At 71.0% G+C, this 24,919-nt stretch carries 25 protein-coding genes and 1 pseudogene; 13 read left to right on the top strand and 13 right to left on the bottom strand.

The genetic code is table 11. From position 1 onward, the window contains the following. Nucleotides 1-127 precede the first annotated feature (127 nt). The 6 genes from ABFY07_RS01060 to ABFY07_RS01035 form a co-directional block, all read right to left on the bottom strand. Complete coding sequence (locus ABFY07_RS01060; protein WP_346172568.1) at nucleotides 128-1,672, bottom strand: sugar ABC transporter ATP-binding protein; 1,545 nt, start codon at nucleotides 1,670-1,672, stop codon at nucleotides 128-130. Then, complete coding sequence (locus ABFY07_RS01055) at nucleotides 1,669-2,724, bottom strand: ABC transporter permease (protein ID WP_346172567.1); 1,056 nt, start codon at nucleotides 2,722-2,724, stop codon at nucleotides 1,669-1,671. The genes ABFY07_RS01060 and ABFY07_RS01055 overlap by 4 nt, the downstream gene beginning before the upstream one ends. Continuing rightward, entirely contained in the window at nucleotides 2,721-3,800 is a 1,080-nt protein-coding gene (locus ABFY07_RS01050) for an ABC transporter permease (protein WP_346172566.1), read from the bottom strand. The genes ABFY07_RS01055 and ABFY07_RS01050 overlap by 4 nt, the downstream gene beginning before the upstream one ends. Beyond that, nucleotides 3,797-4,885, bottom strand: a complete 1,089-nt coding sequence (locus ABFY07_RS01045) for a mandelate racemase/muconate lactonizing enzyme family protein (protein WP_076971636.1) — start codon at nucleotides 4,883-4,885, stop codon at nucleotides 3,797-3,799. The genes ABFY07_RS01050 and ABFY07_RS01045 overlap by 4 nt, the downstream gene beginning before the upstream one ends. 56 nt (nucleotides 4,886-4,941) lie before the next feature. Next, nucleotides 4,942-6,039, bottom strand: coding sequence for a sugar ABC transporter substrate-binding protein (locus ABFY07_RS01040; RefSeq protein ID WP_346172565.1), 1,098 nt, complete (start codon nucleotides 6,037-6,039; stop codon nucleotides 4,942-4,944). A 532-nt stretch (nucleotides 6,040-6,571) separates the two neighbouring features. After that, on the bottom strand, nucleotides 6,572-6,811 hold the full coding sequence (locus ABFY07_RS01035) for a hypothetical protein (protein ID WP_346172564.1): 240 nt from the start codon (nucleotides 6,809-6,811) through the stop codon (nucleotides 6,572-6,574). Between ABFY07_RS01035 and ABFY07_RS01030 the strand changes: the two genes are divergently transcribed. Continuing rightward, entirely contained in the window at nucleotides 6,801-6,998 is a 198-nt protein-coding gene (locus ABFY07_RS01030) for a hypothetical protein (RefSeq protein ID WP_346172563.1), read from the top strand. The genes ABFY07_RS01035 and ABFY07_RS01030 overlap by 11 nt on opposite strands. Nucleotides 6,999-7,182: 184 nt before the next feature. Here ABFY07_RS01030 and ABFY07_RS01025 read toward each other — a convergent pair whose 3' ends face one another. After that, nucleotides 7,183-7,392 carry a hypothetical protein gene (locus ABFY07_RS01025; protein WP_346172562.1) on the bottom strand — a complete coding sequence of 70 codons (210 nt, stop codon included), beginning with the start codon at nucleotides 7,390-7,392 and terminating at the stop codon, nucleotides 7,183-7,185. Between the two features lie 225 nt (nucleotides 7,393-7,617). On the opposite strand from ABFY07_RS01025, the gene ABFY07_RS01020 reads away from it, so the two are divergent. Next, entirely contained in the window at nucleotides 7,618-8,976 is a 1,359-nt protein-coding gene (locus ABFY07_RS01020; protein ID WP_346172561.1) for a PP2C family protein-serine/threonine phosphatase, read from the top strand. Nucleotides 8,977-8,984: 8 nt separating this feature from the next. On the opposite strand, the pseudogene ABFY07_RS01015 reads toward ABFY07_RS01020, so the two are convergent. Together ABFY07_RS01015 and ABFY07_RS01010 are read right to left on the bottom strand one after the other, a co-directional pair. After that, nucleotides 8,985-9,278, bottom strand: a pseudogene (locus ABFY07_RS01015) (SDR family NAD(P)-dependent oxidoreductase); the annotation flags it as partial. A gap of 331 nt (nucleotides 9,279-9,609) precedes the next feature. Further along, entirely contained in the window at nucleotides 9,610-9,894 is a 285-nt protein-coding gene (locus tag ABFY07_RS01010) for a winged helix-turn-helix transcriptional regulator (RefSeq protein ID WP_346172560.1), read from the bottom strand. A 208-nt stretch (nucleotides 9,895-10,102) separates the two neighbouring features. Between ABFY07_RS01010 and ABFY07_RS01005 the strand changes: the two genes are divergently transcribed. Then, nucleotides 10,103-11,134 (top strand): zinc-binding alcohol dehydrogenase family protein, encoded by a 1,032-nt coding sequence (locus tag ABFY07_RS01005; RefSeq protein ID WP_346172559.1) that lies wholly within the window; start codon nucleotides 10,103-10,105, stop codon nucleotides 11,132-11,134. A gap of 150 nt (nucleotides 11,135-11,284) precedes the next feature. On the opposite strand, the gene ABFY07_RS01000 is transcribed toward ABFY07_RS01005, so the two are convergent. Next, nucleotides 11,285-12,205: an NADP-dependent oxidoreductase gene (locus ABFY07_RS01000; RefSeq protein WP_346172558.1), complete on the bottom strand. Its 921-nt coding sequence runs from the start codon at nucleotides 12,203-12,205 to the stop codon at nucleotides 11,285-11,287. A 266-nt stretch (nucleotides 12,206-12,471) separates the two neighbouring features. Further along, a complete protein-coding gene (locus ABFY07_RS00995) occupies nucleotides 12,472-13,314 on the bottom strand; it encodes a LysR family transcriptional regulator (protein WP_346172557.1) in 843 nt (280 codons plus the stop codon). A gap of 73 nt (nucleotides 13,315-13,387) precedes the next feature. Between ABFY07_RS00995 and ABFY07_RS00990 the strand changes: the two genes are divergently transcribed. Then, nucleotides 13,388-14,602, top strand: a complete 1,215-nt coding sequence (locus ABFY07_RS00990) for an MFS transporter (RefSeq protein WP_346172556.1) — start codon at nucleotides 13,388-13,390, stop codon at nucleotides 14,600-14,602. Nucleotides 14,603-14,683: 81 nt separating this feature from the next. Here the strand turns inward: ABFY07_RS00990 and ABFY07_RS00985 are convergent, their stop codons facing one another. Further along, nucleotides 14,684-15,307: a Ku protein gene (locus ABFY07_RS00985; RefSeq protein ID WP_346172555.1), complete on the bottom strand. Its 624-nt coding sequence runs from the start codon at nucleotides 15,305-15,307 to the stop codon at nucleotides 14,684-14,686. A 93-nt stretch (nucleotides 15,308-15,400) separates the two neighbouring features. Between ABFY07_RS00985 and ABFY07_RS00980 the strand changes: the two genes are divergently transcribed. Beyond that, nucleotides 15,401-16,504, top strand: a complete 1,104-nt coding sequence (locus ABFY07_RS00980) for a DUF4037 domain-containing protein (RefSeq protein WP_346172554.1) — start codon at nucleotides 15,401-15,403, stop codon at nucleotides 16,502-16,504. Between the two features lie 253 nt (nucleotides 16,505-16,757). Here ABFY07_RS00980 and ABFY07_RS00975 read toward each other — a convergent pair whose 3' ends face one another. Further along, nucleotides 16,758-17,531 (bottom strand): class I SAM-dependent methyltransferase, encoded by a 774-nt coding sequence (locus tag ABFY07_RS00975; protein WP_346172553.1) that lies wholly within the window; start codon nucleotides 17,529-17,531, stop codon nucleotides 16,758-16,760. Between the two features lie 248 nt (nucleotides 17,532-17,779). Between ABFY07_RS00975 and ABFY07_RS00970 the strand changes: the two genes are divergently transcribed. The 8 genes from ABFY07_RS00970 (at nucleotide 17,780) to ABFY07_RS00935 (ending at nucleotide 24,867) form a co-directional block, all read left to right on the top strand. After that, nucleotides 17,780-18,040 carry an FAD-dependent oxidoreductase gene (locus tag ABFY07_RS00970; RefSeq protein ID WP_346172552.1) on the top strand — a complete coding sequence of 87 codons (261 nt, stop codon included), beginning with the start codon at nucleotides 17,780-17,782 and terminating at the stop codon, nucleotides 18,038-18,040. Nucleotides 18,041-18,043: 3 nt separating this feature from the next. Beyond that, entirely contained in the window at nucleotides 18,044-18,736 is a 693-nt protein-coding gene (locus tag ABFY07_RS00965) for an FAD-dependent oxidoreductase (RefSeq protein WP_346172551.1), read from the top strand. A 91-nt stretch (nucleotides 18,737-18,827) separates the two neighbouring features. Then, nucleotides 18,828-19,256 (top strand): VOC family protein, encoded by a 429-nt coding sequence (locus tag ABFY07_RS00960; RefSeq protein ID WP_346172550.1) that lies wholly within the window; start codon nucleotides 18,828-18,830, stop codon nucleotides 19,254-19,256. A 321-nt stretch (nucleotides 19,257-19,577) separates the two neighbouring features. After that, complete coding sequence (locus tag ABFY07_RS00955; RefSeq protein WP_346172849.1) at nucleotides 19,578-20,084, top strand: 2Fe-2S iron-sulfur cluster-binding protein; 507 nt, start codon at nucleotides 19,578-19,580, stop codon at nucleotides 20,082-20,084. Then, the gene (locus tag ABFY07_RS00950) at nucleotides 20,081-21,058 is read left to right on the top strand and encodes an FAD binding domain-containing protein (RefSeq protein WP_346172549.1); all 978 of its coding nucleotides are present in this window, start codon (nucleotides 20,081-20,083) and stop codon (nucleotides 21,056-21,058) included. The genes ABFY07_RS00955 and ABFY07_RS00950 overlap by 4 nt, the downstream gene beginning before the upstream one ends. 3 nt (nucleotides 21,059-21,061) lie before the next feature. Continuing rightward, nucleotides 21,062-23,161 (top strand): xanthine dehydrogenase family protein molybdopterin-binding subunit, encoded by a 2,100-nt coding sequence (locus ABFY07_RS00945; RefSeq protein ID WP_346172548.1) that lies wholly within the window; start codon nucleotides 21,062-21,064, stop codon nucleotides 23,159-23,161. 237 nt (nucleotides 23,162-23,398) lie between these two features. Then, nucleotides 23,399-24,286, top strand: coding sequence for a universal stress protein (locus ABFY07_RS00940; protein ID WP_346172547.1), 888 nt, complete (start codon nucleotides 23,399-23,401; stop codon nucleotides 24,284-24,286). 80 nt (nucleotides 24,287-24,366) lie between these two features. Next, nucleotides 24,367-24,867, top strand: coding sequence for a hypothetical protein (locus ABFY07_RS00935; protein ID WP_346172546.1), 501 nt, complete (start codon nucleotides 24,367-24,369; stop codon nucleotides 24,865-24,867). Nucleotides 24,868-24,919 lie beyond the last annotated feature (52 nt).

The following is a 24,919-nucleotide window of genomic DNA, read 5'->3' as shown; positions in this document are numbered from 1 at the left end:
CGTGGGCGGGGGCTTCACGCGGCTCTCCCTCGGGTGCGCGGCTGGGCATGGGGCGGTGCGCTCTCTACTCCGGGAAAGCCCCCTGGGCGGGTTGCGTGGACGAGGTGGACCACGTGCGCGACGCGTTTCACGCCGCTCCTTTCCGGCCCGGGACCGCCCGGGGGGAACGGTCGTGGATGATGCGGATGATCTGCCCGCTCATCCGGTCGTAGTCGTGGTCCCCCGTCACCTCGCCCCGGATCCGGCGGCCGGCCATGACCACGACCCGGTCGGCCAACGTGATCATCTCTCCGAGGTCGCTGCTGATCAGCAGGATGGGCAGTCCCTCGCGGGCGAGGTTCCACAGCAGTTCGTGGAAGGCGTGCTTGGTGCGCACGTCCACGCCGACCGTCGGCTCGTCGACGATCAGCAGCCGGGTGTCGGCGGCCAGCCACTTGGCGAGGCTCACCTTCTGCTGGTTGCCGCCGGACAGTTCACCCGCGTGCTGCTCCAGGCCGGAGACGCGGATGCCGAGACGTTCGATCAGCGTCTCGGCGATCTCCCGCTCCTGACGGGACGAGACATCGCCGAAGGCACGGGCGATCTTCTTCCACACGGTGACCGTGATGTTGCGCAGGACGGGCTGCTCCAGGAAGACGCCCTCCTCCTTGCGGTTCTCCGTCAGGTAGCCGATGCCGTACCGGTGCAGGGCCTCGCGCGGGGAACCGATCCGTGCCCGCTCGCCGAACACGCGGATCTCGCCGGCCGTGACGCGCTCCAGGCCGAGAACGGCCTTGACGAGCTCGCTGCGGCCCGCGCCGACCAGACCGTAGAGGCCGACGATTTCACCCGGGCGCACGTCGAGCGACACGTCCTGGTGTCCCGCGGCCGTGGCCAGGCCGGTGAGGGAGAGCGCCGGGGGCGCGGCGGTGTCCACGGTGCGCGGGATCATGTCCTGCGCCGTGTGGGCCCGGCCCACCATGAGGGTGACGACGTCGTCCTGGGTGTGCTCGGCGAGCGGCGCCGACGAGAGGACGGACCGCCCGTCGCGCAACACGGTGACGGTGTCGCAGACCGCGAAGACCTCCTCCAGCTTGTGGCTGACGAACACGACGCAGGTACCGCGCTCCGCGAGTCGCCGTACGACGTCGAAGAGACGCTCGGCCTCCAGCGGGGAGAGGGACGCGGTCGGCTCGTCGAGCAGCAGGACCCGACTCTCGGTGTAGAGCGCCTTGGCGATCTCCACCAGCTGCTGTTGTGCGACGGACAGTTCACGCACCGGTCGGTGCGGGTCCAGGTCCAGACCCAGCTCGGCCAGGCAGCGCAGAGCCGGGTCGGTCATCGCCTTCCGGTCGATGAGGCCGCGGCGCGAGGGCGGGTCCTGCAAAGTGATGTTCTCGGCGACGGAGAAGCCGGAGATCAGGTTGCGCTCCTGGTGAACGACGCCGATTCCGGCGCGGGTGGCGTCCAGGGGGGAGCGCAGCCGCAACTCCTCGCCGTCGCGCAGCAGCCGGCCCCCGTCGGGGGCGTGCACCCCGGTGATCACTTTGATCAGCGTGGACTTCCCCGCGCCGTTCTCGCCGAGCAGCGCGTGCACGGATCCGGCGGTGAGCTTCAGGCCGACCCCGTCGAGGGCGCGTACGCCGGGGAAGACCTTGACGATGTCCTCGCACTCAAGAAGGGGCTCGGTCATCGGGAACCTCCCGTGCTCGGCAGGGCAGCGGCGGCAGTTGCCGTGGCCGCCCCGGGGCCGGTGCCCTTCTTCTCGATGCGGGTCTGGTGGAAGCGGCCGCCGACGACCGTACCGAGGACGACCAGGCCGATGAGGAAGTTGACCCAGCTGGGGTCGAGCGAGAACTCCGCGCGCGCGGAGTCGATGAGACGCATCAGGAAGGCGGCGAGCACGGTGCCGAGGATGGCCACCGAGCCGCCGGTCAGTGCGACGCCCCCGATGATGGGTGCGGCGAAGCTGGGCAGCAGCCAGTCGCCGCCGACGCTCCGGTTGACGCCCGGAAGCGAGGCCGTCGCGGTCACCGCGGCGATGCCGACGAGCAGCCCGGACAGGGTGTGGGCGATGACGATCTGCCGGTCGCCGGAGATGCCCGACAGCCGGGCGGCGAGCGGGTTGCCCCCGGCGGCGAGCAGTCGGCGTCCGGCCACTGTGCGGTACATGAAGGCGCCGAGCAGCCCCGCCGCGATGAGCGCGGTGACGAAGACGAGCGGGATGTCGAGCGGGGCGGCGCGACCGAGGTCGCGCAGCGTCGCCGAGTAGCCGTCGACGGTCCGTGTCCCGGACAGCCGGTACTGCCCGCCGAGCAGGATCGTCATGGTGCCGAGCGTGACGATGAAGCCGTTGATCCGGGTGGCGACGATGAACACGCCGGTGACCAGCCCGGTCAGGGTGGCGACCGCCACCCCGATCGGCACGGCGACCCCCGCGGGCACCCCGCTGTCGGCCATGAGGACACCCATGAGGCAGGCGCTGAAGCCGCCGAGCGCGCCGACGGCGAGATTGAGCTGGCCCACGCACAGGGCCACCATCTGCGCGAGCCCGATGAGGACGGGAGTGGCGAGGTACTGGAGGAACGTGCGGACGGAGGCGCCCTCGAAGAACGCCCCGGACGACGCGATGCCCAGGGCCAGATAGCCCACCACCACCGCGCACAGCAGGATCATGGTCGTGGAGCGGGAGAATCGCCGCATCGCCGGAAGCGCGGCCGCGACGCGCGCGTTGAGCGGGGTCATGTGGAGCGCACCACCTTGCGATAGGACACGACGGTGCGCACCCGGTCCGCCGACAAGGCGAGCAGGAGTACGCAGCCGAGGTAGATGTTGAGGCTTTCCAGCCCGACGACGAGCAGGTCCAGGCCCTTGTGGATGACACCGACGAGGGCGGTGCCGAGGAGGGTGCCGAGGACGGACACGACGCCTCCGGTGAGCAGCGTGCCGCCGAGCACCGCGCCGAGGAATGACGGCAGCATGAAGTCCTCGCCGATGGAGGCCCGGAAGGTGCCGGTGCCGACCGCGGCCATGAATCCGGCGAGCGCCGCGAGCAGCCCGGACAGCGCGTGCGCCAGGACGACGCGGCGTCCCGCGGGGATGCCGGAGAGTTCGGCTGCCGCCGGGTTGGCGCCGGTGAGCAGAAGTTCGCGGCCCATCCGGGTGCGTGCGTAGAGGAAGCCGAGACCGACAAGGGCGAACAGGGTGAACTGGGTCATCTGCGGCACGGCAGGAGAGCCGCAGAGCCGCCCGACGCAGATGTCGGCGAGCGACGTCGAGCGCAGATCCGCGAATCCGGCGGGCTGGGTCGTGAACGCGGCGTTGTCGGTGAGGCTCGAGTACAGCAGGGAGACCAGACCGAGCAGCGCGAAGTCCATCGCCAGGGTCACGACGAAAGAACTCACTCCGGTCCGGGCGATGATCCAGCCGGTGAGCGCTCCGATGCAGCAGCCGGCGATCAGGCACAGCAACAGGCCCAGAGGAAGCGGCAGCCGGAGCTTGTCGTAGCCGAACCCGGCGAAGAAGGCACCGAAGGCGGCCATGCGGCCGACGGCGAGGTTCATGTGGCCGACGGACAGCACGACCATCTGCGCGAGGGCGACCACCGTCAGTATCGCGATGTCCCGTACCAGCGGGAAGAGAACGAGCCGTTCGTCGAAGAAGGCCGGTTCCACGGTCCCGAAGACGGCGACCAGCGCGACGACGAGCACCAGCAGGCCGAGGCGCTGGTTGACCCAGAACGGCAGCCGGTGCGCGGGGCGCGCCCCGTCGGCGGGTCGGCCGGTGGCGCTGTCGGGCAGGGGTGCGGTGGAGGTCTTCATGCCACTCTCCGGTTGTCGAGCGCGTCCAGGTCCCAGTCGATGCCGATGCCCGGCTCGTCGGGCGCGACCGCCCGGCCGTCACGCAGACGCATCTCGGTGCGGGTCACGGCGCGCAGCTGCGGGATGTACTCCACATACGCGCCGTTGGGAACGGCGGCGACCAGGCTGACGTGCAGCTCCATCAGGAAATGCGGGCACACCGTGATGTTGAAGGTCTCCGCGAGGTGGGCCACCTTCAGCCAGGGGGTGATGCCGCCGACACGGGCGACGTCGACCTGCACGACCGAGGCGGCACCGGTCTCCAGGTAGGTACGGAACTGCATCGGCGAGTACATGGACTCGCCGACCGCGATGGGGATCCGGGTCGCGCGGGCGAGCTGGGCGTGCCCGCTGATGTCGTCGGCCGGAAGGGGCTCCTCGAGCCAGTACGGTCCGAACGGCTCGAGGGCGGCGGCCAGCTGCAGCGCGCGGGACAGTGACTGGGACTGGTTGGCGTCGGTCATGATGTGGAGGGACGGGCCGACTGCCTCCCGCACGGCGCGCAGCCGCTCCGCGTCCTCGGCGGGGTGCGGCTTGCCCACTTTGATCTTGACGCCGGCGAACCCGGCCTCCTGGGCCGCGAGTGCCGATCTCGTCAGGTCTTCCGTGGACAGATGCAGCCAGCCGCCCTCGGTGTCGTACACGGGAATCTCCTGTCGATGGCCGCCGGCGAGGCGCCACAGCGGTTCGCCGGCGCGCTTGCAGCGCAGGTCCCACAGCGCGGTGTCGACCGCGGCGAGCGCGAGCGAGGTGATCGCACCGGTGGTCGTCGCGCGGGTGTGCGCGAACAGTTCCCGCCAGAGCCCTTCGACGTTCCGGGCGTCCTTTCCGACGAGCAGCGGGAGCAGGTGTTCCCGCAGCAGGGCAAGGACGGAGACGCCGCCGGTTCCGATCGTGTAGGCGTATCCGGTGCCCTCGATGCCGTTGTCCGTGGTGAGGCGGACGAGGATCGTCTCCTGCTTGACGAACGACTGCACCGCGTCGGTGCGGTCGGTCTCCACCGCGATGTCGGCGAGCAGGGCGGTGGCGTGGGTGATGAGGCTCATGTGGGGTTTCCGGCCTTCTGTGTCCATGGCTGCTGTGGTCTCGACGAGGGCCGGGATCAGCCGCAGGAGAGGAGCGAGTCGGCGAACTGCTTCCTCAGGTCCGCGGTCTTCTTCCGCCGGAGGGCGTCGTAGCCGGTGACGTTGTCCTTGGTGACGACGAAGGAACCGGAGTCGACGATCACGCCGGGCTTCGCCATCGTGCACTGCCCGGACTCCAGCAGGGCGAGGACCCAGATGCCGATCTCCGCCTGGCCGAGCGGATTCTGCACGACGGTCGCGCTGACGGAGCCGTTCTTGACCGAGGAGAGGATCTTGGCGTCGTCGTCGATGGCCACGACCTTCGCCTTCGAACCGGACTCGCGTACGGCGTCGGCGGCCGCGACCGCCGGGTTGTACGCGGTGGAGACGATGCCCTGGATCTTCGAGCCCTTGGCCGCGAGCAGGTCGGACACCGCCCTCTGCGCGGTCTGCAGGTCCTTGTCGATGTCGGTGATGGTCTGCAGCAGCTTGACCTTGCCTCCGGTCTCCGCGACCGCCTTCTCGACGCCCCTCACCCGGCGCTGTGTGTTGGCGTCGACGTTGGCGCCGGTGAGGTGGACGAGCGAACCCTTGCCGCCCATCGCTTCGATGGTGGCCTTCGCCGCCTTGTACGCGGCGAGTTCGACGTCCGTGGACAGGCAGAAGTCGGCCTCGTTCTTCCTGCCTGCGGGGCACGAGCCCAGCGAAGCCACCGCGAAACCCTGGGACTTGAGGTCGGCGAACGTGGTGTTGATGTCGGTGGGTGAGACACCGAAGAGGCCGAATGCGTTGAAGCCGCGGGCGGCGAGCGTCGAGACCAGGTTGTTCTGCTTCTGCTGGTCCCACTCGGCGGTCTCGTCGAAGGTGACACCGCCGAGCCCGAGCTCCTCCTTGGCCTGGACACCGGCCTTCTTCCACGGCGTGAAGTACGGGTGGGCACCTCCGGGCACGAGGGCGACCTTCACCTTGGAGCCGTCGGTGAGTTCCGCGGACCCGCTGCCCGCCCTGGGGGCGGCGGCCCCGGGCCCCCCGGACCTCCCGGGGTCGTCCGAGGACTTGATGGTGCAGCCCTGTGAGGCTCCTGCAAGCAGGACAAGGGTGATGGCGGTCGATGCCGCGGTGTTGTGTCGGAACATGAGACCACCCCGCTGAATCAGATAGGATTTTTGTATCCGCGATACTGGGCGAGGTTCCGAGGCCCCGTCAACCCCTCTTCATAAAGTGGCATATCGTACTGAACCTTCCAGGCAACGAAGGTCGCGACTGTAAAATCAGATAGGATCCACTGCGGTCGGGCAGGCCGGGAGGAAGAGGGAGTGGCTCACGCCCCCGGCGCGAGTCGCTTTCCGACCGGCCGCGTCGCGGCGGCTTGGGCGGCCCGAGGCGGTGGCAGGGGCGCCACGGCGCGTGCGTCGTGGACGCGGGCCCCGATGGCGCGTCGCAGGCCGGCCGCCGTGCGCCTGCGAGCGGCTGGCGGAGGCCCCCTGCGACCGCGCCTTGAGTGTCCGCGCGAGCGTACTGGAGCGTACGGCGGTCACCGCCCGGCGCGAGGACGTCCCATCCGCTGCCGAACTGGCACTGCGAAGCCGGTGCCGCTCATCGGGACGGTGGTGGAGCAGCCCGCGAGGGCCACACAGGCCGTCGCGGCGGCGGTGATGGCCTTGACACTCACCGGCCGGCCACGCGGGTGGCCGTCGTGCCGCCGTCGTTCTGGTCGAGGACGACGCGCAGGTGCCGGGCGCGCCAGACACTCAGCAGCCACGCGGACGGCAACTGGAGGGTGAGCAGGGCGAAGCTCGCCATGGCGAACGCGTCGTCGACCGGCACGGCGGCTCCGTCGCGCCATGCGGAGAATCCGCTCCACAACAGCAGAACCAGCAGGTAGACGCCGGTCGTCGTGGCGCTCACCACCGCCACGGTGGTGCTGCTCGCGGTGCAGTTGGGGGTGATCCGCCGCCGGTTGAATCGCAGGTCGGACCGGGTGCTTGCCGGGGAGGACCTGCCACGCTCGCGCGACCACGTGTACTACGTGGCCTTCGAGACCGCCAAGGTGATCGCCCTGACGATGCTGGGGATCAGCCTGCTGGCGCAGTAGCCCGACTGCCGGCCGGGGCGCCTCGTGCCGAACGCGGGTCACCGGTGGCGCGGTCGGCGTCACGGTCCGGGACAGTGAGCCGAGGCTACCGGCCCTCCGGGCGGCCGATCGTCGACCGGGTCGGCCGGCGCAGGCCGGCCGACCGGGACAGGCCGGCCGACCGGGACAGGACAAGGTGCTCGGGTCAGGCCGCGTCGGACCGCTGCTCCGGCAGGTCCGGCTGGGATCGGGCAGCGTTCTGCGATGCCCGTCCCGGAATCAGACGCAAGTGACGGTGGGCCCGGGGGTGGTCCGCCGGGTCCCGTCCGGTTTCGGCCAGCCAGTCCTCGATACGGTCCACTGCGATCAGCAGAAGCACCAGCACGGGTAGCAGTAGAGCGGCGACGAAGAGCACGAGAGGGCTCCTTCTCTCACGGCGCGAGCGGCTTCCGGGTGCCCGCGAACCGATGCCCGTCACCCCCGATGGGTGAAGGTCCGGTGAACGTGTCGCGGGCCGGTCGCCTCGATCGAGCGCCCGGTGCGGCGCGGGTTGCGCCCTGGATTCGGGGCAGCGAACGCGTAGGGTGACGTCGCTGGACGAGGTGGTGACCGCACTCGGCAGTCGCGGGAAGGAAGAGGTATGGCGCGCGATCCGGGACGGCGGCCGGGCGACGGCTTCGGCCCTGATGACACCGCGCCCGGGGCGAATCGGTCGCCGGTGCCCGAGGAAGCTCGCGATGCTCCGGGCGCGCAAGCGCCAGAGGCGCCTTCGGACGAGCGCCGTTTGCGGCGCCTGCTGGACGCGGTCGTGGCCATCAGCGCCGACCTGGACACCGAGGCGGTGCTGCATCACATCGTGGAGGCGGCTGCCGACCTGGTCGCCACGCGCTACGGGGCGCTGGGCGTGCTCGGGGAGAACGGCGCCTTCGCCGACCTGATCACCGTGGGCATCGATGACCCGCGTCTGTGCGCCGCGATGGGCCTGCCGCAAGGCCATGGCGTGCTGCGGACTCTGGTGGCCGACCGGCGGTCGTTGCGGGTGTCGGAGCTGGCCGTGCACCCTGATGCCGTCGGGTTCCCGGAGGGCCACCCGGTCATGACGACGCTGCTGGGTGTCCCCCTCATGGTGCGCGACACCGTCTACGGGGACCTCTACCTGGCCGACAAGCGGGACGGCACGCCGTTCACCGACGACGACGAGGCGCTGCTGACCGCGCTTGCCAGCGCGGCGAGTGTCAGCGTCGAGAACGCCCGCCTGTACGAGCATCTCAAGCATTCCGTCGAGCATTTCCAGCGCAGCATGCTGCCCACCCTCCCCGACCTGGCACCGATCGAGGTGCAGGCCCGCTACCAGCCGGCCTCGCATCTCCCCAAGCTCGGCGGGGACTGGTACGACGCCCTGCCACTGCCCGACGGCGCCACGGGTGTCGTCATCGGCGATGTCACCGGTCACGATGTCGAGGCCGCGCCGTTGATGGGACAGATCCGCAACATGCTGCGCGCCCTGGCCCACGACCGGGGCGGGCCGCCGAGCCTCGTGGTGTCGAAACTCGACGCCGCGTTGACGATGTTCGGCCCTCCCCCGGTCGCGACGCTGGTGTTCGGCCGTATCGAGGGCGGCACCGAGGCCGGGTACACGTTCCGTTGGACCAATGCCGGGCATCCGCCGCCGCTGGTGGTCACCACCGACGGAGCCACCCGCTATCTGGCCCCCGCCCGGCACGGGATCCCCGTGGGCATCGAGCCTTCTGTCCCCAGGTTCGACCACGTGCATCCGCTGCCGCCGGGGGCCACGCTCCTGCTGTTCACCGACGGCTTGGTCGAGCGACGCGACGAGGACATCGACGTCGGCCTGCGTGCGTTGGCCGAGCATGCCTCGCGGCTGGTCAGGGCCCCCATGGATGTACTGTGCGACGAGCTGATGGCCGGACGTGGCCAGAAGTTCGACGACGACGTCGCCCTGCTCGCCCTGCGCCTTCCCGGCACGGCCGGCAGTTGAGCCCGGCCTGGAACCGTCCCGCCGACTCCGGCATTGCTGACGAGTACGTCGAGTCGGCCGAAGCACTCACTGGCCAGCGCGACCAGGGCCTTCAGGTCGTCCCGCCGGGTCACGTCGGTACGGATCTGCACGGCCGTGCCACCTGCCTTCTCGATCCGGGCCACCAGTTCCGTCAGGCGTTCGGACCGGCGTGCCCCGAGGACGAGTCGCGCGCCGCGTTCGGCGAGCAGCAGCGCGGTCGCCTCGCCGATGCCACTGCCGGCTCCCGTGATCGCCACCACTTTGTCCTTGATTCCGGACATGAGTTGCCCTCTCCGTCTTCGGCACCGGGGGCCGGGGTGCCGAGTGGTAGCGGGCCCTGGAGGAGCGTCCGAAGCCGTTGCGCACGAGCAGACCGGGTGCCGGTGGGGTCGTGTGAGGCCTCGCCGCGGCGCTGCGGCTCGACCGGCACGAGCGCGATCACCTTCTCCAGCTTGCCGGTCACGCCCCGGCGGCCGAAGCCGAGGAACGCGGGCCGCTGGCGGCCGAGGTGGGTACCGCGCGGCGAGGAGTGGCCGGCCGCTCGCTGCGCCGCGCGCCCGGCGACCGGCTCTTCAGCCGGTCGCCGGCGCCAGGGGCAAGCGAATCGCGTTCCTAGTCGATCTCGTCAATGTGGTCCTCCACCCAGCGCCGCAACTGCCCGAGCGGCTGGGCCACACTGCGGCCCAGGTCCGTCAGCGCGTACTCCACGTGCAACGGCACCGCGGGATAGATGGTCCGGTCCACGAACCCCTTCTCCTCCAGGCGACGGAGCGTGGAGGTGAGCACCTTCGGGCTGACGCCCTCCAGGCGTCGCTGCAGCGCTCCGAAGCGCTGGGGTCCTTCCTCCATCGCCCCGATCGCGAGTGCCGACCACTTGTTGGCCAGCAGATCCAGCACCTCGCGACACGGGCACTGGGCCGCATAGACGTCGTGGTGATCGTGTCGCGCGGATGCGCACGTCGTCGCCAATTCTCGCGTCCCTCCCTCATGATTCTGTCCTCACCAGCTTACTTCCCTTGGGGAAGTAAGTGCCGTTGAAAGTTACTACCTCCCCACGGGTACGTTGCTGAGGCAGCCAACACCCCGGCACCTTGAGGAGCAAGAGATGACTGAGATCCCGACCACCATGCCGGCGGTCGCCTACCGCGAGAGCCTGCCCGTGGACGACGCGGAGAGCCTGGTCGACATCACGCTGCCGGTCCCCCGGCCCGGTCCCCGCGACCTGCTGGTACGCGTCGAGGCCGTCGCGGTCAACCCGGTGGACTACAAGGTGCGGCAGAACAACGACCCGGGCGGTGAGCCGAAGGTTCTCGGGTGGGACGCCGCGGGGACGGTCGTCGCCGTGGGCGACCAGGTCGAGGCGTTCAAGGCCGGCGACGAGGTCTTCTACGCCGGGGCCATCGACCGGCCCGGCAGCAATGCCCTCTTCCACACCGTGGACGAGCGCATCGTCGGTCACAAGCCCGCCACCGTCTCCTTCGCCGAGGCGGCGGCCCTGCCGCTGACGTCGCTCACCGCGTGGGAGGGCCTCTTCGAGCATCTCGGTCTGCGCGACGGCGCCCTGGAGAAGACCGGCACCCTGCTGGTCACCGCGGCGGCGGGCGGTGTCGGGGCGATGGTGGCCCAGTTGGCGCGGGCGCTGACCAGCCTGACCGTGATCGGCACCGCCTCGCGCCCGGAGACCATCGAGTTCGCCCGCCGGATGGGGGTGTCCCACATCGTCGACCACCGCGAGCCCCTGGCCCCGCAAGTGGCGGAGCTGGCTCCGGGGGGAGTGGACTTCGTCTTCGGCACCGCGGGCACGGACCGGAACCTGGCGGCCTACGCGGACATCCTCAAGCCGTTCGGACGGCTCCTGGCGATCGACGACTTCGGCCCGGTCGAGATCGGCCTGCTGAAGTCCAAGAGCATCTCCTTCCACTGGGAGTTCATGTTCACCCGCTCGCTGCACCGGACGCCCGACCAGGCGGTGCAGCGGCACATCCTGAACCAGATCGCCCGCCTGGTGGACGCCGGGATCCTCACCACCACCGCCACCACCGACCTCGGCACGATCAACGCGGAGCACCTGCGTGAGGCGCACCGCGTCCTGGAGGCGGGCAAGGCCATCGGCAAGATCACAATGACCGGCTTCTGAGCACGGTTCCGCGGCTGGCCCGCGTCGGGCACCCTCCTGCGGCGAAACGCCGACGCCGAGCGGATGGCGGGGGGTCAGGGCAGGTGGGCCTGCGGTGTCCGCGGAGTGTCCGAGTCGGCGTGGTCGTGGGTGACGAGAAGGACTCCTGATTCAGGCTTCCGTGACGCGGATGATCGTCTTGCCTGGAGTGCGTTTGCCGGGGGCGAACGCGGCGGGCGCCTCGGCGAGCGGCCGCACAGCACCGACGACCGGCTTGAGCCGGCGGTCCCTCAGCCGCATGGCGAGATCGGCGAGCCGGGCGCGGTCGGGTTCGACGACGAAGAAGACCACCCGCCCGTCCTTGGGCCGGACCTTGGGCGGCTCGACGATGGTGACCAGCGTGCCGCCGGCTCGGACCAGGGCGGCCGAGCGGTCGAGGATGTCGCCGCCGATCACGTCGAACACGACATCGGCCTCGCCGGCGTCCTCCAGCTTCTCGGTCTGCGGGTCGATGAAGGTGTCGACGCCGAGTGCGAGTGCCCTGTCCCGGTCGTAGGCCCGGCCGGTGCCGATGACGCGGGCGCCGGCCTCGCGGGCGAGCTGTACGGCGATCGAGCCGACACCGCCCGCGGCACCGTGGATCAGGACTGTCTGGCCCGCGGTGAGGCGGCCGTGGTCGAACAGGCCCTGCCAGGCGGTCAGCCCGGAGATCGGCAGCGCGGCGGCCACGGTGTGATCGATGTCCGCAGGCAGTGGGGCCAGGTTGCGGGCCTCCACCGCGGTGTACTCGGCGAGCGTGCCGTTACGGGCCCAGTCGGCCAGGCCGAACACCCGCTGTCCGACGCTCAGGCCGGTCGTGCCGTATCCCAGCTCTGCGACGACACCCGACAGCTCATGCCCCGGCACACTCGGTGTACGGTCGCGGCCGGCGCGATCGGTCCAGGTGGCGGGCCAGTCGAGCTCACCCCGGGTGAAGCCGGCGGCGTGTACCCGCACGATGACGTCGTTCTCGGCCGCATGGGGGCGGGGGATGTCCGTCAGGGACATCCCGGCAAGACCGGCGTCACGGTCTCGCACAGTGATGGCTTGCATAGAGGTCCTTACTAGGTCCTTACCGGGAGAGGCGACCCGGGCGCATGGCCCGCTCGCGCGCCGGGCCCATAGCGGCTGCAGGTGTATGTATGCCGTTCCGCGTGATCGATCTAACCTGCTCTCGCGTGCGGCAGTGCGGTCCGCGTGCACGCGGGTGGCTCCCGGGTGCGCACCGGTGTGCCGCTGGATGTCACCACCCCGCCGCCGCACCAACGCGACGAGACGGTCGAACTGCACCGGGCTCGACGGGCAGAGGGCCGCGCCGCTCAGACCATGCGTCGCAGCGCGGTCTCCACGGCATCGACCAGCGGATCGCCCTCGGTCCGCGGGTGCCTGGCCAGGCCGAGTTCGATGTCCGGCAGGCCGGGCAGGGCGTCCGCGTCGTGGCACGCCATGGCCGGTTCGAGATTCCCGGGCAGCACCGCCGTAACGCCGAGCCCGGCCCGCACCGCGGCGAGCACACCGACGAGACTGTTGCTCTCGAACGCCACCCGCCAGCGGCGGTCGGCGCCTTCCAGGGCTTCCAGCACCGACGCACGCCAGGTGCACGGACCCGAGAACAGCACCACGGGCAGCGGATCGGCAGCCAGGTCCACACCCTGGCCGACCGCCCAGACCAGGGGTCGGCGCACCGTCCAGCGCGGCCGCCCGGGAACGTCCGCCGCCTCGTCGAGCACGAGTTGGACGCGTCCCGCGTCGTACGCCTCGCGCCGCGCGTCGCCGGAGAGGCTGAGCACCTCGAGCGTCGCGCCTGGATGCAGCCGGGCGAGGTCGGCGAGGGCCTGCGGAAGCTGGGACGCGGCGAGGTCTTCGAGCAACCCGACGCCGCAGTGGCCGGTCAGTGAGCGGCCGGCTTCGGCGAGTGCCTGCGCGGAGAGCGAGAGGATGCGCTCCGCGTACGGCAGGAGTTCGTCACCCGCGCGGGTCGGCGAGACGCCGGTCGTGGACCGGCGGAGCAGGGGGCTGCCGATGGTGTTCTCGAGCTTGCGCAACTGCTGGCTGAGCGCGGGCTGGCTCTGCCCCAGCGTGCTTGCGGCGCGGCTGATGCTGCCCGCCCGCACCGCGGTGACGAACGACCGCAGCAGTACGATCTCCAGATCCCTGGCCATAAAAATCCATTATATAGGTTCCAATCATATGATCACTTCCTATCGCCGGATGATCGGAGCTAGCGTCACGCGGGTGACTCGATACCGACAGGTGCTCGCCGTGCCCGGGATGGCATCGCTGCTGGGCGTCTCGCTTCTCGCCCGCACCGCGATCACGGCCTCCGGGATGGCGCTGACGATGTACGTCGTGCTGGGCCTGGGCATGAGCTACGCGGCAGCGGGAGGAGCCGCGGCGGCCATGACCGCCGGTCTGGCGCTGGGCGGTCCGCTGCTGGGCCGCGTGATCGACCGGCGGGGCGCGCGTATCGTGCTGCTGATCACCGTCGCGGTTCAGATCGCGTGTTGGCTGAGCGTCGCGGTACTGACGTACCCGCCCCTGCTGGCCGCCGCCTTCGCAGCAGGTCTGCTGATGGTGCCGGCCCCGATCGTGACCAGGCAGGCGATCGCCGCGATGACGGGGGCGGGACAGCGCCGGGCCGCCTTCGCGCTGGAAGCGGTACAGGGCGAGCTGTCCTACATGGTGGGCCCGCCGATCGTGATCCTCTGCGCGGCACAGCTGCCCTCCGGCGTGGTGGCCTGGGGCGTCGGCGCTGCGATCGCGGCGGGCGGTGCGGGGATCGCCCTGCTCAACCCCCCGCTGCGGGCCGGGGACGAGGCGCCGGCCGCCCCGGCCGACCGCCCCCGTCGCCGGGAGTGGCTGGGCCCGAGAATGATCGCGGTGCTGGTGATGGCGTTCGGCGCCACGATCGTGCTCAACGGCACCGACCTGGCCATCGTGGCCACTCTCGAGGAAGCCGGCCAGGTCTCCTGGGCCGCCCTCGTGGTGGCCGTGTACGGCGCGGCCTCCATCACCGGCGGGCTTCTGTACGGCGCGCTCCCGCGACCGCTGCCCACCTGGCTGCTGCTCGGCCTGCTCGGGCTGGTGACCATTCCCGCCGGACTGTCCCACGACTGGCGCTGGTTGTGTGTGGCAGGCTGCGGCGCGGGGCTGCTTGCCGCACCGACTCTTTCCGCGTTGTCCGACGCCGTGAGCCGGCTCGCGCCCGCGAGCGTGCGCGGTGAGGCGACAGGCTTGCAGTCCTCGGCGCTGGGCGCGGGCTTCGCCCTCGGCGTCCCGATCGTCGGCGGGGCGATCGACGCGTCCGGACCGGCAGGCGGCTTCGCGGCGGCCGGCCTGGCCGGCCTCGCCGCCGCGCTGATGGGATGGCTGCTGTCCCGGCGCTCACCCGTCCGACCGCGGTCGGTGCGCGGCGATGCCGGCTTGCTCGGGGTCTCGGACGCGCGATGATCTCCCTGCCGTCCGGTGGCTGAGCCTTCGGTGAAGGGCCAGGCGTCGCCGCCGATCGCAAGCCGGCGCGAGCCGGTGTCCTTACGCGGCCTTCTTCTTCCGACGGCGCCCGGCCCGGGTCAGAGCATCCGCCAACTCGTCATGGCTCATCTTCGACCGGCCGGGAATGCCCTGGTCACTGGCCCGCTGATACGGCTCCGCCTTGCTCAGCTGCCGCAACTCGCGCCTCCCCTTATCCCGGCCGCCTGCCGTGGCCGACGTGCTCGCCTGCTTGCGCGAGGTCGTCTTGGCCGCCACCTTCCCCGCCGGTTTCCGGGCCGCGGTCTTCTTGTCCCTACGCTCCTCCGGTGCCTTGCCTCTGGACCCCCGGCTCTGCTCGACGCTCCGCTGGAGGGCCTCCATCAGGTCGATGACGTTGGTGACCTCCGGCGGGGCTTCCTCGCTGACGATCTCCTTGCCCTGGGCGTCGCCGCGGCTGGGCAGCACCGGAAGTTCCTGGTGGGGGTCGCGGACTTCGTCGGCCCCGTGCAGGGTGTGCAGCATCAGCACCTGCTCCTGTGCGCGCAGGGCGACGAGGTACTGCTTGCCGCGCATCGCGAAGGTGGCGATGCCGGTGTTGTGTCCTGTGCGGCCCTGTCCCGGGCCCGGCGCCGGGCCTCGTGTACGGCCCGGTTCACGTCCCGCGCGTGGTCGCCGGCCCTCCACCGAGCGGAACGTGGACCTGCGCTCACCGGGCAAAAGCGCGTCCCCGGAAAAAGCCTTCGCCCAACGCCACGCCGGTCCGGCAGGCTCTGGGCAATGACCACACCGTCCTTCATCCCCGGACTGGAGCTCTCCCGCCGCTTCTACTTCGAAGCCGTCCGGCCCCTGCTGGACGAGGCCGCGCCCGACATCTCTCACTCCGCTGCCCGTCTCGGCAGCGGCTCGGAGGTCCTGGGATTCGACACCGCCCGCTCCGCCGACCACGAGTGGGGGCCGCGCCTCCAGCTTCTTCTGTGCCCAGAAGAGGTCGCCCGCCACGGGGCGGCGATCAATGACCTGCTCTCCGCGCGTCTGCCGAAGACCTTCTACGGGTACCCCACGCACTTCGCCCCCACGGCCGAGGCGGGCATCCGCGTCATGCAGGCGACCGACGGGCCGGTGCACCACCGCGTCGACATCACCGACCCGGCCACCTGGTTCACCGCTCAGTTGGGCTTCGACCCCGGCCGGGGCGTCACCCGAGCGGACTGGCTGGCCACTCCCACGCAACGGTTCGCAGAAGTCACCGCCGGCGCCGTCTTCCATGACGGCCTCGGCCGACTCGTTCCGGCCCGCACGCGTCTCGCCTGGTACCCCCACGATCTCTGGCTCCACGTACTCGCCTGCCAGTGGCAGCGCATCTCCCGGGAGGAGGCCTTCGTCGGCCGGTGTGGCGAAGTGGCCGACGAACTCGGCTCCGCCGTCGTCGCGGCCCGCCTGGTCCGCGAACTGATGCGGCTCTGTCTGCTCATGGACCGCCGCTACCCGCCCTACAGCAAATGGCTCGGGAGCGCCTTCGCCCGCACCCCGCAGGCAGCCGCCCTCACGCCCGTCCTCTCCGCGGCCCTCGCCGCCACCGACTGGCACACCCGCGAGCACCACCTGGCCCGCGCTTACGAGACCGTCGCCGCCGCCCACAACCGGCTCCGCCTCACCGACCCGGTCGACCCCACCACGCGCACCTACCACAGCAGACCGTTCCAGGTCCTGCACGCCGAACGCTTCGCCGCGGCGTTGACAGCCGGCATCACCGACCCAGCGGTCCGCGCACTGCCACTGACCGGCACCGTCGACCAGTTCATCGACAGCACCGACGTCCTCAGCCACCCAGGACGGGCACGAGCGGTGACCCGGGCCACCACCTCCGTCCCGCAGTCGTGACGCCGCGCCCGGCCTCCGTCAGCTCACCGGCCTGCCAGGGCCAGAGCAAAGGTCAGCTGGTGCTGCTGCGCCGACGGATCTGCTCGGCCAGCCCGCGGTCCCCCGCACCACGCGCGGCCTCGACCCGGGCGTCCCACGCCGGGGGGAAGCCACCCGAACCGCCGCGGAAATCGGCTGCCGAGCCGAAATGCGACGCGTTCCGGGCCCTGTCCTCCGGCGACGCAGGCCGGGCGGCACTGCGGGCGCCGCCCGGCTACTCGTCCGAGCCCGCGGCCGATGGTGGTACCTCGACGACGAAGAACAGGAAGCAGGGCTTGGTCGAAAGATCATGGAAACCGTCGGGGAACAGTTCACGGGCGGCTGGGTCGGGCTGCGGCTCGGTGATGGCGGAAAGGCGGAAACCCGCGTGGGTGAAGGCATCGATCATCGCGTGCAACGGCTTGCGCCAGAACCGCATCGGGATGGACTGCCCGCCGAGTATCCAGTCGAAGGTATAGGCCGTGGTCGCAAAGTAGTCGGGCCGAGGATCCCGGATCGTGTAGGCCGTGACAGGATGGTCCACCGACGCAATCAGCCGGCCGCCGGGCCTGAGCACTCGCCGCAACTCGGCCAGCGTCGGCCCCCAGTCCTCCAAGTAGTGCAGGACCAGCGACGCGACGACGTCGTCGAACACACCGTCGCCGAACGGCAAGCGGTCGCGCAGGTCGACCACGTGCAGGGCCACGTCGTTACCGAGCCGCCGCCTGGCCAACGCCAGCATCCCGGCGCTGGCGTCGATGCCGGTGACGACCGCACCGCGTTCGCACAGTGCGGCGGCCAGGGGGCCCGAGCCGCAACCGGCGTCCAGGACCCGGTGGCCGGCCACGTCTCCGGCGAGAGCTAACATCGCCGGCCGTTCGTAGTACGCGTTGACGAGGCTGTTCTCGTTCTCCGCCGAATAAGCCTCGGCGAAACCGTCGTAGTCATTCACCCTGTCCGGTTCAGCAGACTGGGCCGTGCTCTCGGGCACGTCGGTTGCGCGTTCCATCGTCGCAGCCTAGTAGTCGCGTGATCGGCTATGTGTCTTCCTTCCCGGAAGCCGGGAGAGCCGGCAGCCCTGCCGACAGTCGCCCAAAGCCTCGCCCGGTACCAAAGCCTGCAGGTCGACTGGTTGCCAGCCCAGCGTCACCCCGCTGACAGGCCCGTGGGCAACCTTCGTCCCCGCCCAGGCGGGGCCTCGTCATTCGTGCCTGTACAGGCTCCTGCCGACCGGAAGAAAAAGGGGGACGGAGACTCATGGCTACCGCAGACATCGTGGTCGTCGGGGCCGGTGTGGTGGGGGCCTCGGTGGCTTATCACCTCACCCGGTTGGGGCACGATCAGGTGACGGTCGTCGACGCCAGGGATCGCGACGTGTTGCCGGGATCGACCGGCCTGGCCCCCGGCTTCCTCGGTCAGCTCAGCGCCACGCCCGACGGTGCCGCCGACCCGGCCGCCCTCACGCATGCGCTGGTCGCCGCCGCTGAGCGGGGCGGTGCCGGTTTCCGCTGGAATTAGCCCGTGCGGGCGCTGGAGCGGGAGCGAGGCCGGGTCGTCGGCGTCCGCGTGGGCGAGGACGCCGAGCTGCTCAGGGCCGACCGGGTCGTTCTGGCCGCAGGCATCTGGGGCCCCGTACTGGCGGCGGACGCCGGGGTGCGGCTGCCCATGGTGGACGTCCAGCACCCCTACGTGTTCACCACTCAGGTGTCCGGCCTTGACGACACACCCATCGACATTCCGATCGTGCGCTATCCCGACCACGCGGTCTACACCCGCCGCCACGGCCGCCGCTACGGACTGGGGACCTACTCCCACGCCCCGCTCTCGCTGACTCCCACCCCCGCACTCACATCGGCCGAACGCCCCTTCCGCGACGCCGACTTCGGCGCCGCGGTCGCAGCGGCCGGCGCCCTCGTCCCGGCGTTTCGGGACGCGCCCCAGGGCCGTCGGCTCAACGGGGTGTTCGCCCTGACCCCCGATGAACTCCCCCTCGTCGGCCCCGCTGCCGAGCTGCCCGGGCTGTGGTTCGCGGAGGCGTCGTGGGTGACACACGCCGGAGGTGTCGGCCGCCAGCTGGCGAACATGCTGCTGGATACCGGCCGCCACCTCGTCCCGCCGGAGCGTCTGGCCCCCGGCCGCTTCGCCCACTGGAGCGACGAGAAGATCCACCAGACGGCACTGGGTCACTACCAGGGAATCTACGACGCACACTGACACGGTGGCCCAGGGTGCTGACGGGGTTGCGGGTGGATCTCGCTGGAGAAATGAGCGGCAGGGTTTCAGGTCCTCTTGGTACGGTGCACCGATGTCAGCGATCAAGAAGTTCCAAGTCACCTTTGACTGCGCAGAGCCTGAGCGTCTTGCTCGTTTCTGGTGCGAGGTGTTGGGGTACGTCGTACCGCCGCCGCCAGATGGGTTTGCCACGTGGGATGATTTCAATCGCTCGCAGCCACCTGAGGAACGGGATTCATGGTTCGCCTGTATAGATCCCTCAGGTGTTGGCCCGCGGCTGTACTTCCAGCGCGTTCCGGAAGGAAAGGCCGTCAAGAACCGGGTGCATCTTGATGTGCGGGTCGGCACCGGACTCGTGGGTGAAGAACGCCTCGCCGCGCTCGAGGCGGAATGCGCACGACTGATACCGCTCGGCGCAGTACATGTGCAAACGCTGTACGACGGCAATGATTCGTGCATCCCCATGCTGGATATCGAGGGCAACGAATTCTGTATCGACTGAGCGATCAGCGGCTCAGCCGGCGGCTCCGGCCGCGGGCCCGGCACGGCCATGTGTGCGGTGTCACTCCTCCTCGTCCTCCTCGCCGTCCTTGAGAACGCGACGGACGGGGTGTCCAGGGCCGGGGTGTCATCGGGGTCGAACAACGTGTGGGGTCGCTCATGACCGGCACCGTAGTGGCCGGGGGTGGAGCGTGGTGCGACCGGGCCGACGCTTCTGCCGCGGTGAAGACGACGCCTTGCGGACCACCGGTTTTCCAGCTGGCGGATGGGGTACCCGGGGCGTCCTCGTACGCCGTCTGGCGAGCCGATGGGAGCCTTCGCCATGGAAGCGACAATCACGATCACGGTCGACGGCGAGAAGCGGACCGCGACGGTGGACACTCGGGTGACCCTGCTCGATCTGCTGCGCGAGCACGTGCGGGTGGCGGCGCCGAAGAAGGGTTGCGACCATGGCCAGTGCGGGTCCTGCACGGTCCTGCTCGACGGCCGGCGCGTCACGACGTGCCTGGCCTTCGCGGTCCAGCACGACGGCGCGGAGATCGTCACCGCGGCGGGACTCAGCACGCAGGACACCCCGCATCCGATGCAGCGCGCGTTCCTTGACCGGGACGGGTTTCAGTGCGGGTACTGTACGCCGGGCCAGGTCTGCTCGGCCGTCGGGATGCTCGCGGAGCTGGAGGCCGGCTGGCCGAGCCATGTGACGCCCGACGTCGGCTCGGCACCCGAGCGGACGCCGGCGGAGATCCGCGAGCGGATGAGCGGCAACCTCTGCCGCTGCGGCGCGTACGTGAACATCGTCGCCGCGATCGAGCAGGGGGCGGCACGGTGAAGGCGTTCGACTTCCAGCGGGCGAGCGACGCGCAGGCCGCGGTGGCGCTCGTCGCGGACCGTCCCGGTGCGGCGTTCCTCGGTGGCGGCACAAACCTCGTCGACCACATGAAGCTCGGGATCGCCGCTCCGGAGCTGCTGGTGGATGTCACCCGGCTGCCGTTCGACTTCGTCGAGGAGCGCGACGGGGGCCTGCGCATCGGGGCCACCGTGCGCAACTCAGACCTGGCCGCGCACCCTCTGGTGCGCGAGCGCTATCCCGTGCTCGCGCAAGCGCTGGTGGCGGGCGCCTCCGGCCAGCTGCGCAACCTGGCGACCACGGGCGGCAACCTGCTGCAGCGCACGCGCTGCGTGTACTTCCAGGATCGCACCACCCCGTGCAACAAGCGCACACCCGGCTCGGGCTGCTCGGCGATCGGCGGCTACTCGCGTGAACTGGCCATCCTCGGCGTCTCCGACCACTGCATCGCCACCCACCCGTCCGACATGGCCGTGGCCATGATGGCGCTCGACGCGGTGGTGCGGGTGCAGGGGCCCCAGGGGTCACGCGGCATCCCCCTCCACGATTTCTATCGGCTTCCCGGGGACGCGCCGGAACAGGACACGACACTGGCCCAGGGCGAGCTGATCACCGCGGTCGATCTGCCTCCGGTGGCCGGGCGCTCGGTCTACCGCAAGGTGCGGGACCGGGCCTCCTACGCGTTCGCGCTGGTCTCCGTCGCCGCCGTGCTCGATCTCGCCGGTGACACGATCGACGACGTGCGGATCGCGCTCGGCGGAGTCGCCCACAAGCCGTGGCGCGCGTCGGTGGCCGAGGCACGGCTGCGTGGCGGCCCGGCCACCGAGGAGGCGTTCCGCGCCGCGGCAGAGGCGGAGCTCGAGGCGGCGACGCCGACCGAGGACAACGCGTTCAAGGTGCCGTTGGCGCTGCGCACGACCGTGGCCGTACTACGCGACCTGAGCGAGCGGAGGTAGCCGATGGCCACCGTCCAGCAGCGCGAGATCGGCACCGACCGCGAGCGGCGCGACGGTCCGGCGAAGGTGACCGGCACCGCGCCCTACGCCGCCGAGCACCCCTTCACCGCTCCCGTCCATGCCCACCCCGTGCAGGCCACCGTGGCCCGCGGCACGATCACCGCGATCGACACCGAGGCCGCGTCCGCCGTCCCCGGCGTGCTCGCGATCCTCACGCACGAGAACGCCGAGCGCCTCGCCTCCGACGAGGACAAGGAGTTCTGGGTCCTGCAGTCGCCGGAGGTGTTCTTCCGCGGCCAGTTCGTCGCCGTGGTCGTCGCCGACAGCGCGGAGGCCGCGCGTGAGGCGGCCGAGTCGATCGAGGTCTCCTACGACGCGCAGGACCACGATGTCCTCCTGCGCCCCGACCACCCCGACCTCTACGCGCCCGAGCAGGTCAACCCGGTCTATCCCACGGACACCGAGGACGGCGACGTCGAGGCCGGCCTCGCGTCCGCCGCCGCGACCGTCGACGCCACCTACACCACGCCCGCCTACCACAACAACCCGATGGAGCCGCACACCACAGTGGCCCGCTGGGACGAGGCGACCCGGCACCTCACCCTGCACGACTCGACGCAGAGCGTCCATGGCGTGCGGGAGCTGATCGCGCCCCTGTTCGGCTTGGAGGTCGAGCAGGTGAGTGTGATCGCGCCGCACGTCGGCGGCGGCTTCGGCTCCAAGGGCACGCCGCACGCGCACGACGTCCTGGCCTCCCTGGCCGCTCGCGCCACCCCGGGCCGGGATGTCAAGCTGCCGCTGACCAGGCAGATGCTGTTCTCCATCGCCGGCTACCGCACCCCGACCGTGCAGCGGCTGCGGCTCGCCGCCGACGCGGAAGGGCACCTGCTCGCGCTCGTCCACGACGTCTGGGAGCAGACCTCGCGGATCAAGGAGTTCGCCGAGCAGACCGCCGTCGCGAGCCGGGTGATGTATGCCTCGCGGGCACGGAGGACCTCGCATCGGCTCGCGCCGCTGGACGTGCCGATCCCGTCCTGGATGCGCGCGCCGGGCGAGAACCCGGGCATGTACGCGGGCGAGTGCGCGATCGACGAGCTGGCGATCGCGCTCGGCATGGACCCGGTCGAGCTCCGCGTACGCAACGAGCCGGCCGTGGACCCCCAGACCGGCAAGCCCTACTCGAGCCGCAACCTCGTGGCCTGCTTGCGCCTGGGCGCCGAGCGGTTCGGCTGGGCCGACCGCGAGCACGCGCCGTCGCGCAAGCCCGGGCCGGGCGGCCGGCTGGCCGGCACCGGCGTCGCCGCCTCCACCTATCCGGTCCACCGCCTGCCGGGCTCCGAGGCGGCCATCGACGTCATGCCCGACGGCCGCTACCGCGTGCGCATCGGCGCCGTCGACCTCGGCACGGGCACCTGGACCGCGCTCGCGCAGGTCGCGGCGGAGGCGCTGGCCGTACCGCTCGAACAGGTCGACCTGCGGATCGGCGACACATCACTGCCGCACGCGTCCGTCGCGGGCGGCTCGTCGGGCATCACCACCTGGGGAACCGCGATCTACGACGCGGCCGGCAATCTGCGCGACCGGCACGGCCATCGCCCCGACCCGGGCGCCTCCGCCACAGGCGGCACCGGCGACAACGAGGCCGCGGAGCATTACGCCATGCACGCGTTCGGCGCGCAGTTCGTAGCGGTCGAGGTCGACCCGGACACGGGCGAGATCACCGTGCCGCGAGCGCTCGGTGTCTTCGCCGCCGGCCGTATCGTCAACCCCCGTACCGCGCGCTCGCAGTTCCTCGGAGGCATGACGATGGGCCTGTCCACGGCGCTGTGGGAGCAGAGCACGATGGACCCCGTGACCGGCCACTACGTCAATCACGACTTCGCCGAGTACCACATCGCCACCTGCGCCGACATCCGCGACCTCGAAGCCGAATGGATCGAGGAGAACGACCCGCACGTGAATCCGATGGGCACCAAGGGCATCGGCGAGATCGGCATCGTCGGCACCGCCGCCGCGGTGGCCAACGCCCTCCACAACGCCACCGGCATCCGCATCCGCGACCTCCCGATCACCCCCGACAAACTGCTGCGGGCAGGCCTGTGACCTCGCGGCTCGGCGGCGCACCACGACCTGACAGCGCCCGCACCACGGCCTGACAGCACCCCTGCACTGCGGGGTCGCCAACGCCGTGCAGGCGCCTGTATTGCCGGGCCGGGTGCCCGACCGCGCAGGGGCGCGGCATGGGGCCGGTCGGCCGCGTTCAGGGGACCTGGGGCCCATCCCGGCGCGCCGTCTCCTCCGAGATGGTGGGAGCGCCACCCCAGAAGGAGGTCCGCCCCCATGCCCCGTACCGTCACCGTCGGTCTGGACGGTTCACCCGAGAGCCTCGCCGCGGCGGGCTGGGCGGCCCGCGAGGCACAGCGCCGCGGGCTGTCGCTGAACCTCGTCCACGCGCTGGACTGGCACTCGTTCACCTACGCGCCACTGACCGGAGGCAAATCACTGGCCCGATGGGCCGAGCGCCTCCCGCACGACACCGCGGCGCGGCTGCGGCGTGACCACCCGGACCTGCGGATCGTCCATCAGCAGGTCACCACAGAACCCGTTCCGTCGCTGCTGGCGGCCGCCGAGGATTCCGAGTTGCTGGTGCTCGGCTCCCGGGGCCTGAGCAGGGTCACCGGCGTTCTGGTCGGCTCCGTGGCGCTGTCGATCGTGGCCCGGGCCGAGCTCCCCGTCGTCCTGGTACCGACCGGCGGGGCCGACAGGGGCGACCGCGGGATCGGCGCGGCCACCACCGCTTCCGCGGCCCGCGCCCACAGCGAGGTGGTCTTGGGGGTCGATCTTGGGCGGCCCGCCGACCAACTGCTCGATTTCGCGTTCGACGCGGCAGCCCGCCGCGCGGCCACGCTGCGCGTCATCCACGGATGGAGCCCGCCCCCGGTCTCCGGCCACCCGCTCCTCTGGAGCACGGGAGCGTCAGCCCGGGTCGCGCGCGAGCTCGCTGAGGTACTCCACCCGTGGCGGGCGAAGTATCCCTGCGTCGAGGTGAGTGAGCAGGCCGTGGTCGGCAGCCCCGCGGAACACTTGGTGGACGCGTCGGACCACGCGGCCCTGATGGTCGTCGGTCGCTTCACCGACGGCCCCCGGCCCGGCCCGCGCATCGGTCCGGTCACCCACGCCGTGCTGCACCGCTCCGCCGCGCCGGTGGCCGTGGTCGCGCACGGCTGACTGCCCGCCGAAAGGCAGCCGTGGAGACAGCCTCGAAGCCGACCCCGTTCCCCCCGTCCGTCCGTAGAAGGGACACCACCATGTTCAGAACCGTGCTGCACACCGTCCTCGCCTCCGCCCTGCTGACACTCGTTCCGGCCGTCCCCAGCGCCGCGGACACCACGACCTCCGCACCGCGCGCGGCAGGTGTCCGGGCGGACACCGTGCCGGCGGACCGGTCGGGGGCGGCGGAGTCCGCCTTCGATCACGTGGCGAACTTCTACGGCGCCTACATCGACGCCCGCGGCTCCGCGAGTGAACAGCTCGGCCAGGAGTTACGTCGTCACTACCTGACCGCCGATCTCCGCCGGCGTCTGGCGGCGTGGGAGGGCCGGCACGCCGCCGACGGCGTACTGCGCGCTCAGGGCGTTCCCACGGCCTGGAAGGTCAGTTACGGGGACAGCGCCATGGGGCACACCTGGACGCGGGTGCGGCTCGCCTGGGGCACCGCGGAGCACCCCGCGTACACCTACCTCTCCGTGCGCTCGGACCTCGCCACCAAGCGCATCTCCGACATCAGCACCACGACCGTCCCGCGATGAACCCCGGCGCGGAACACCCGTCGCCCCCCCCTTTACGCGCGGAGGTACGTGT

Origin of the sequence: Streptomyces sparsogenes subsp. cuspidosporus, from assembly GCF_039532705.1 — a bacterium.
GTDB classification, from domain to species: Bacteria; Actinomycetota; Actinomycetes; order Streptomycetales; family Streptomycetaceae; genus Streptomyces; species Streptomyces sparsogenes.
The sequence above is the reverse complement of the archived record's forward strand: the minus strand, read 5'-3'. Positions and strand labels throughout refer to the sequence as shown.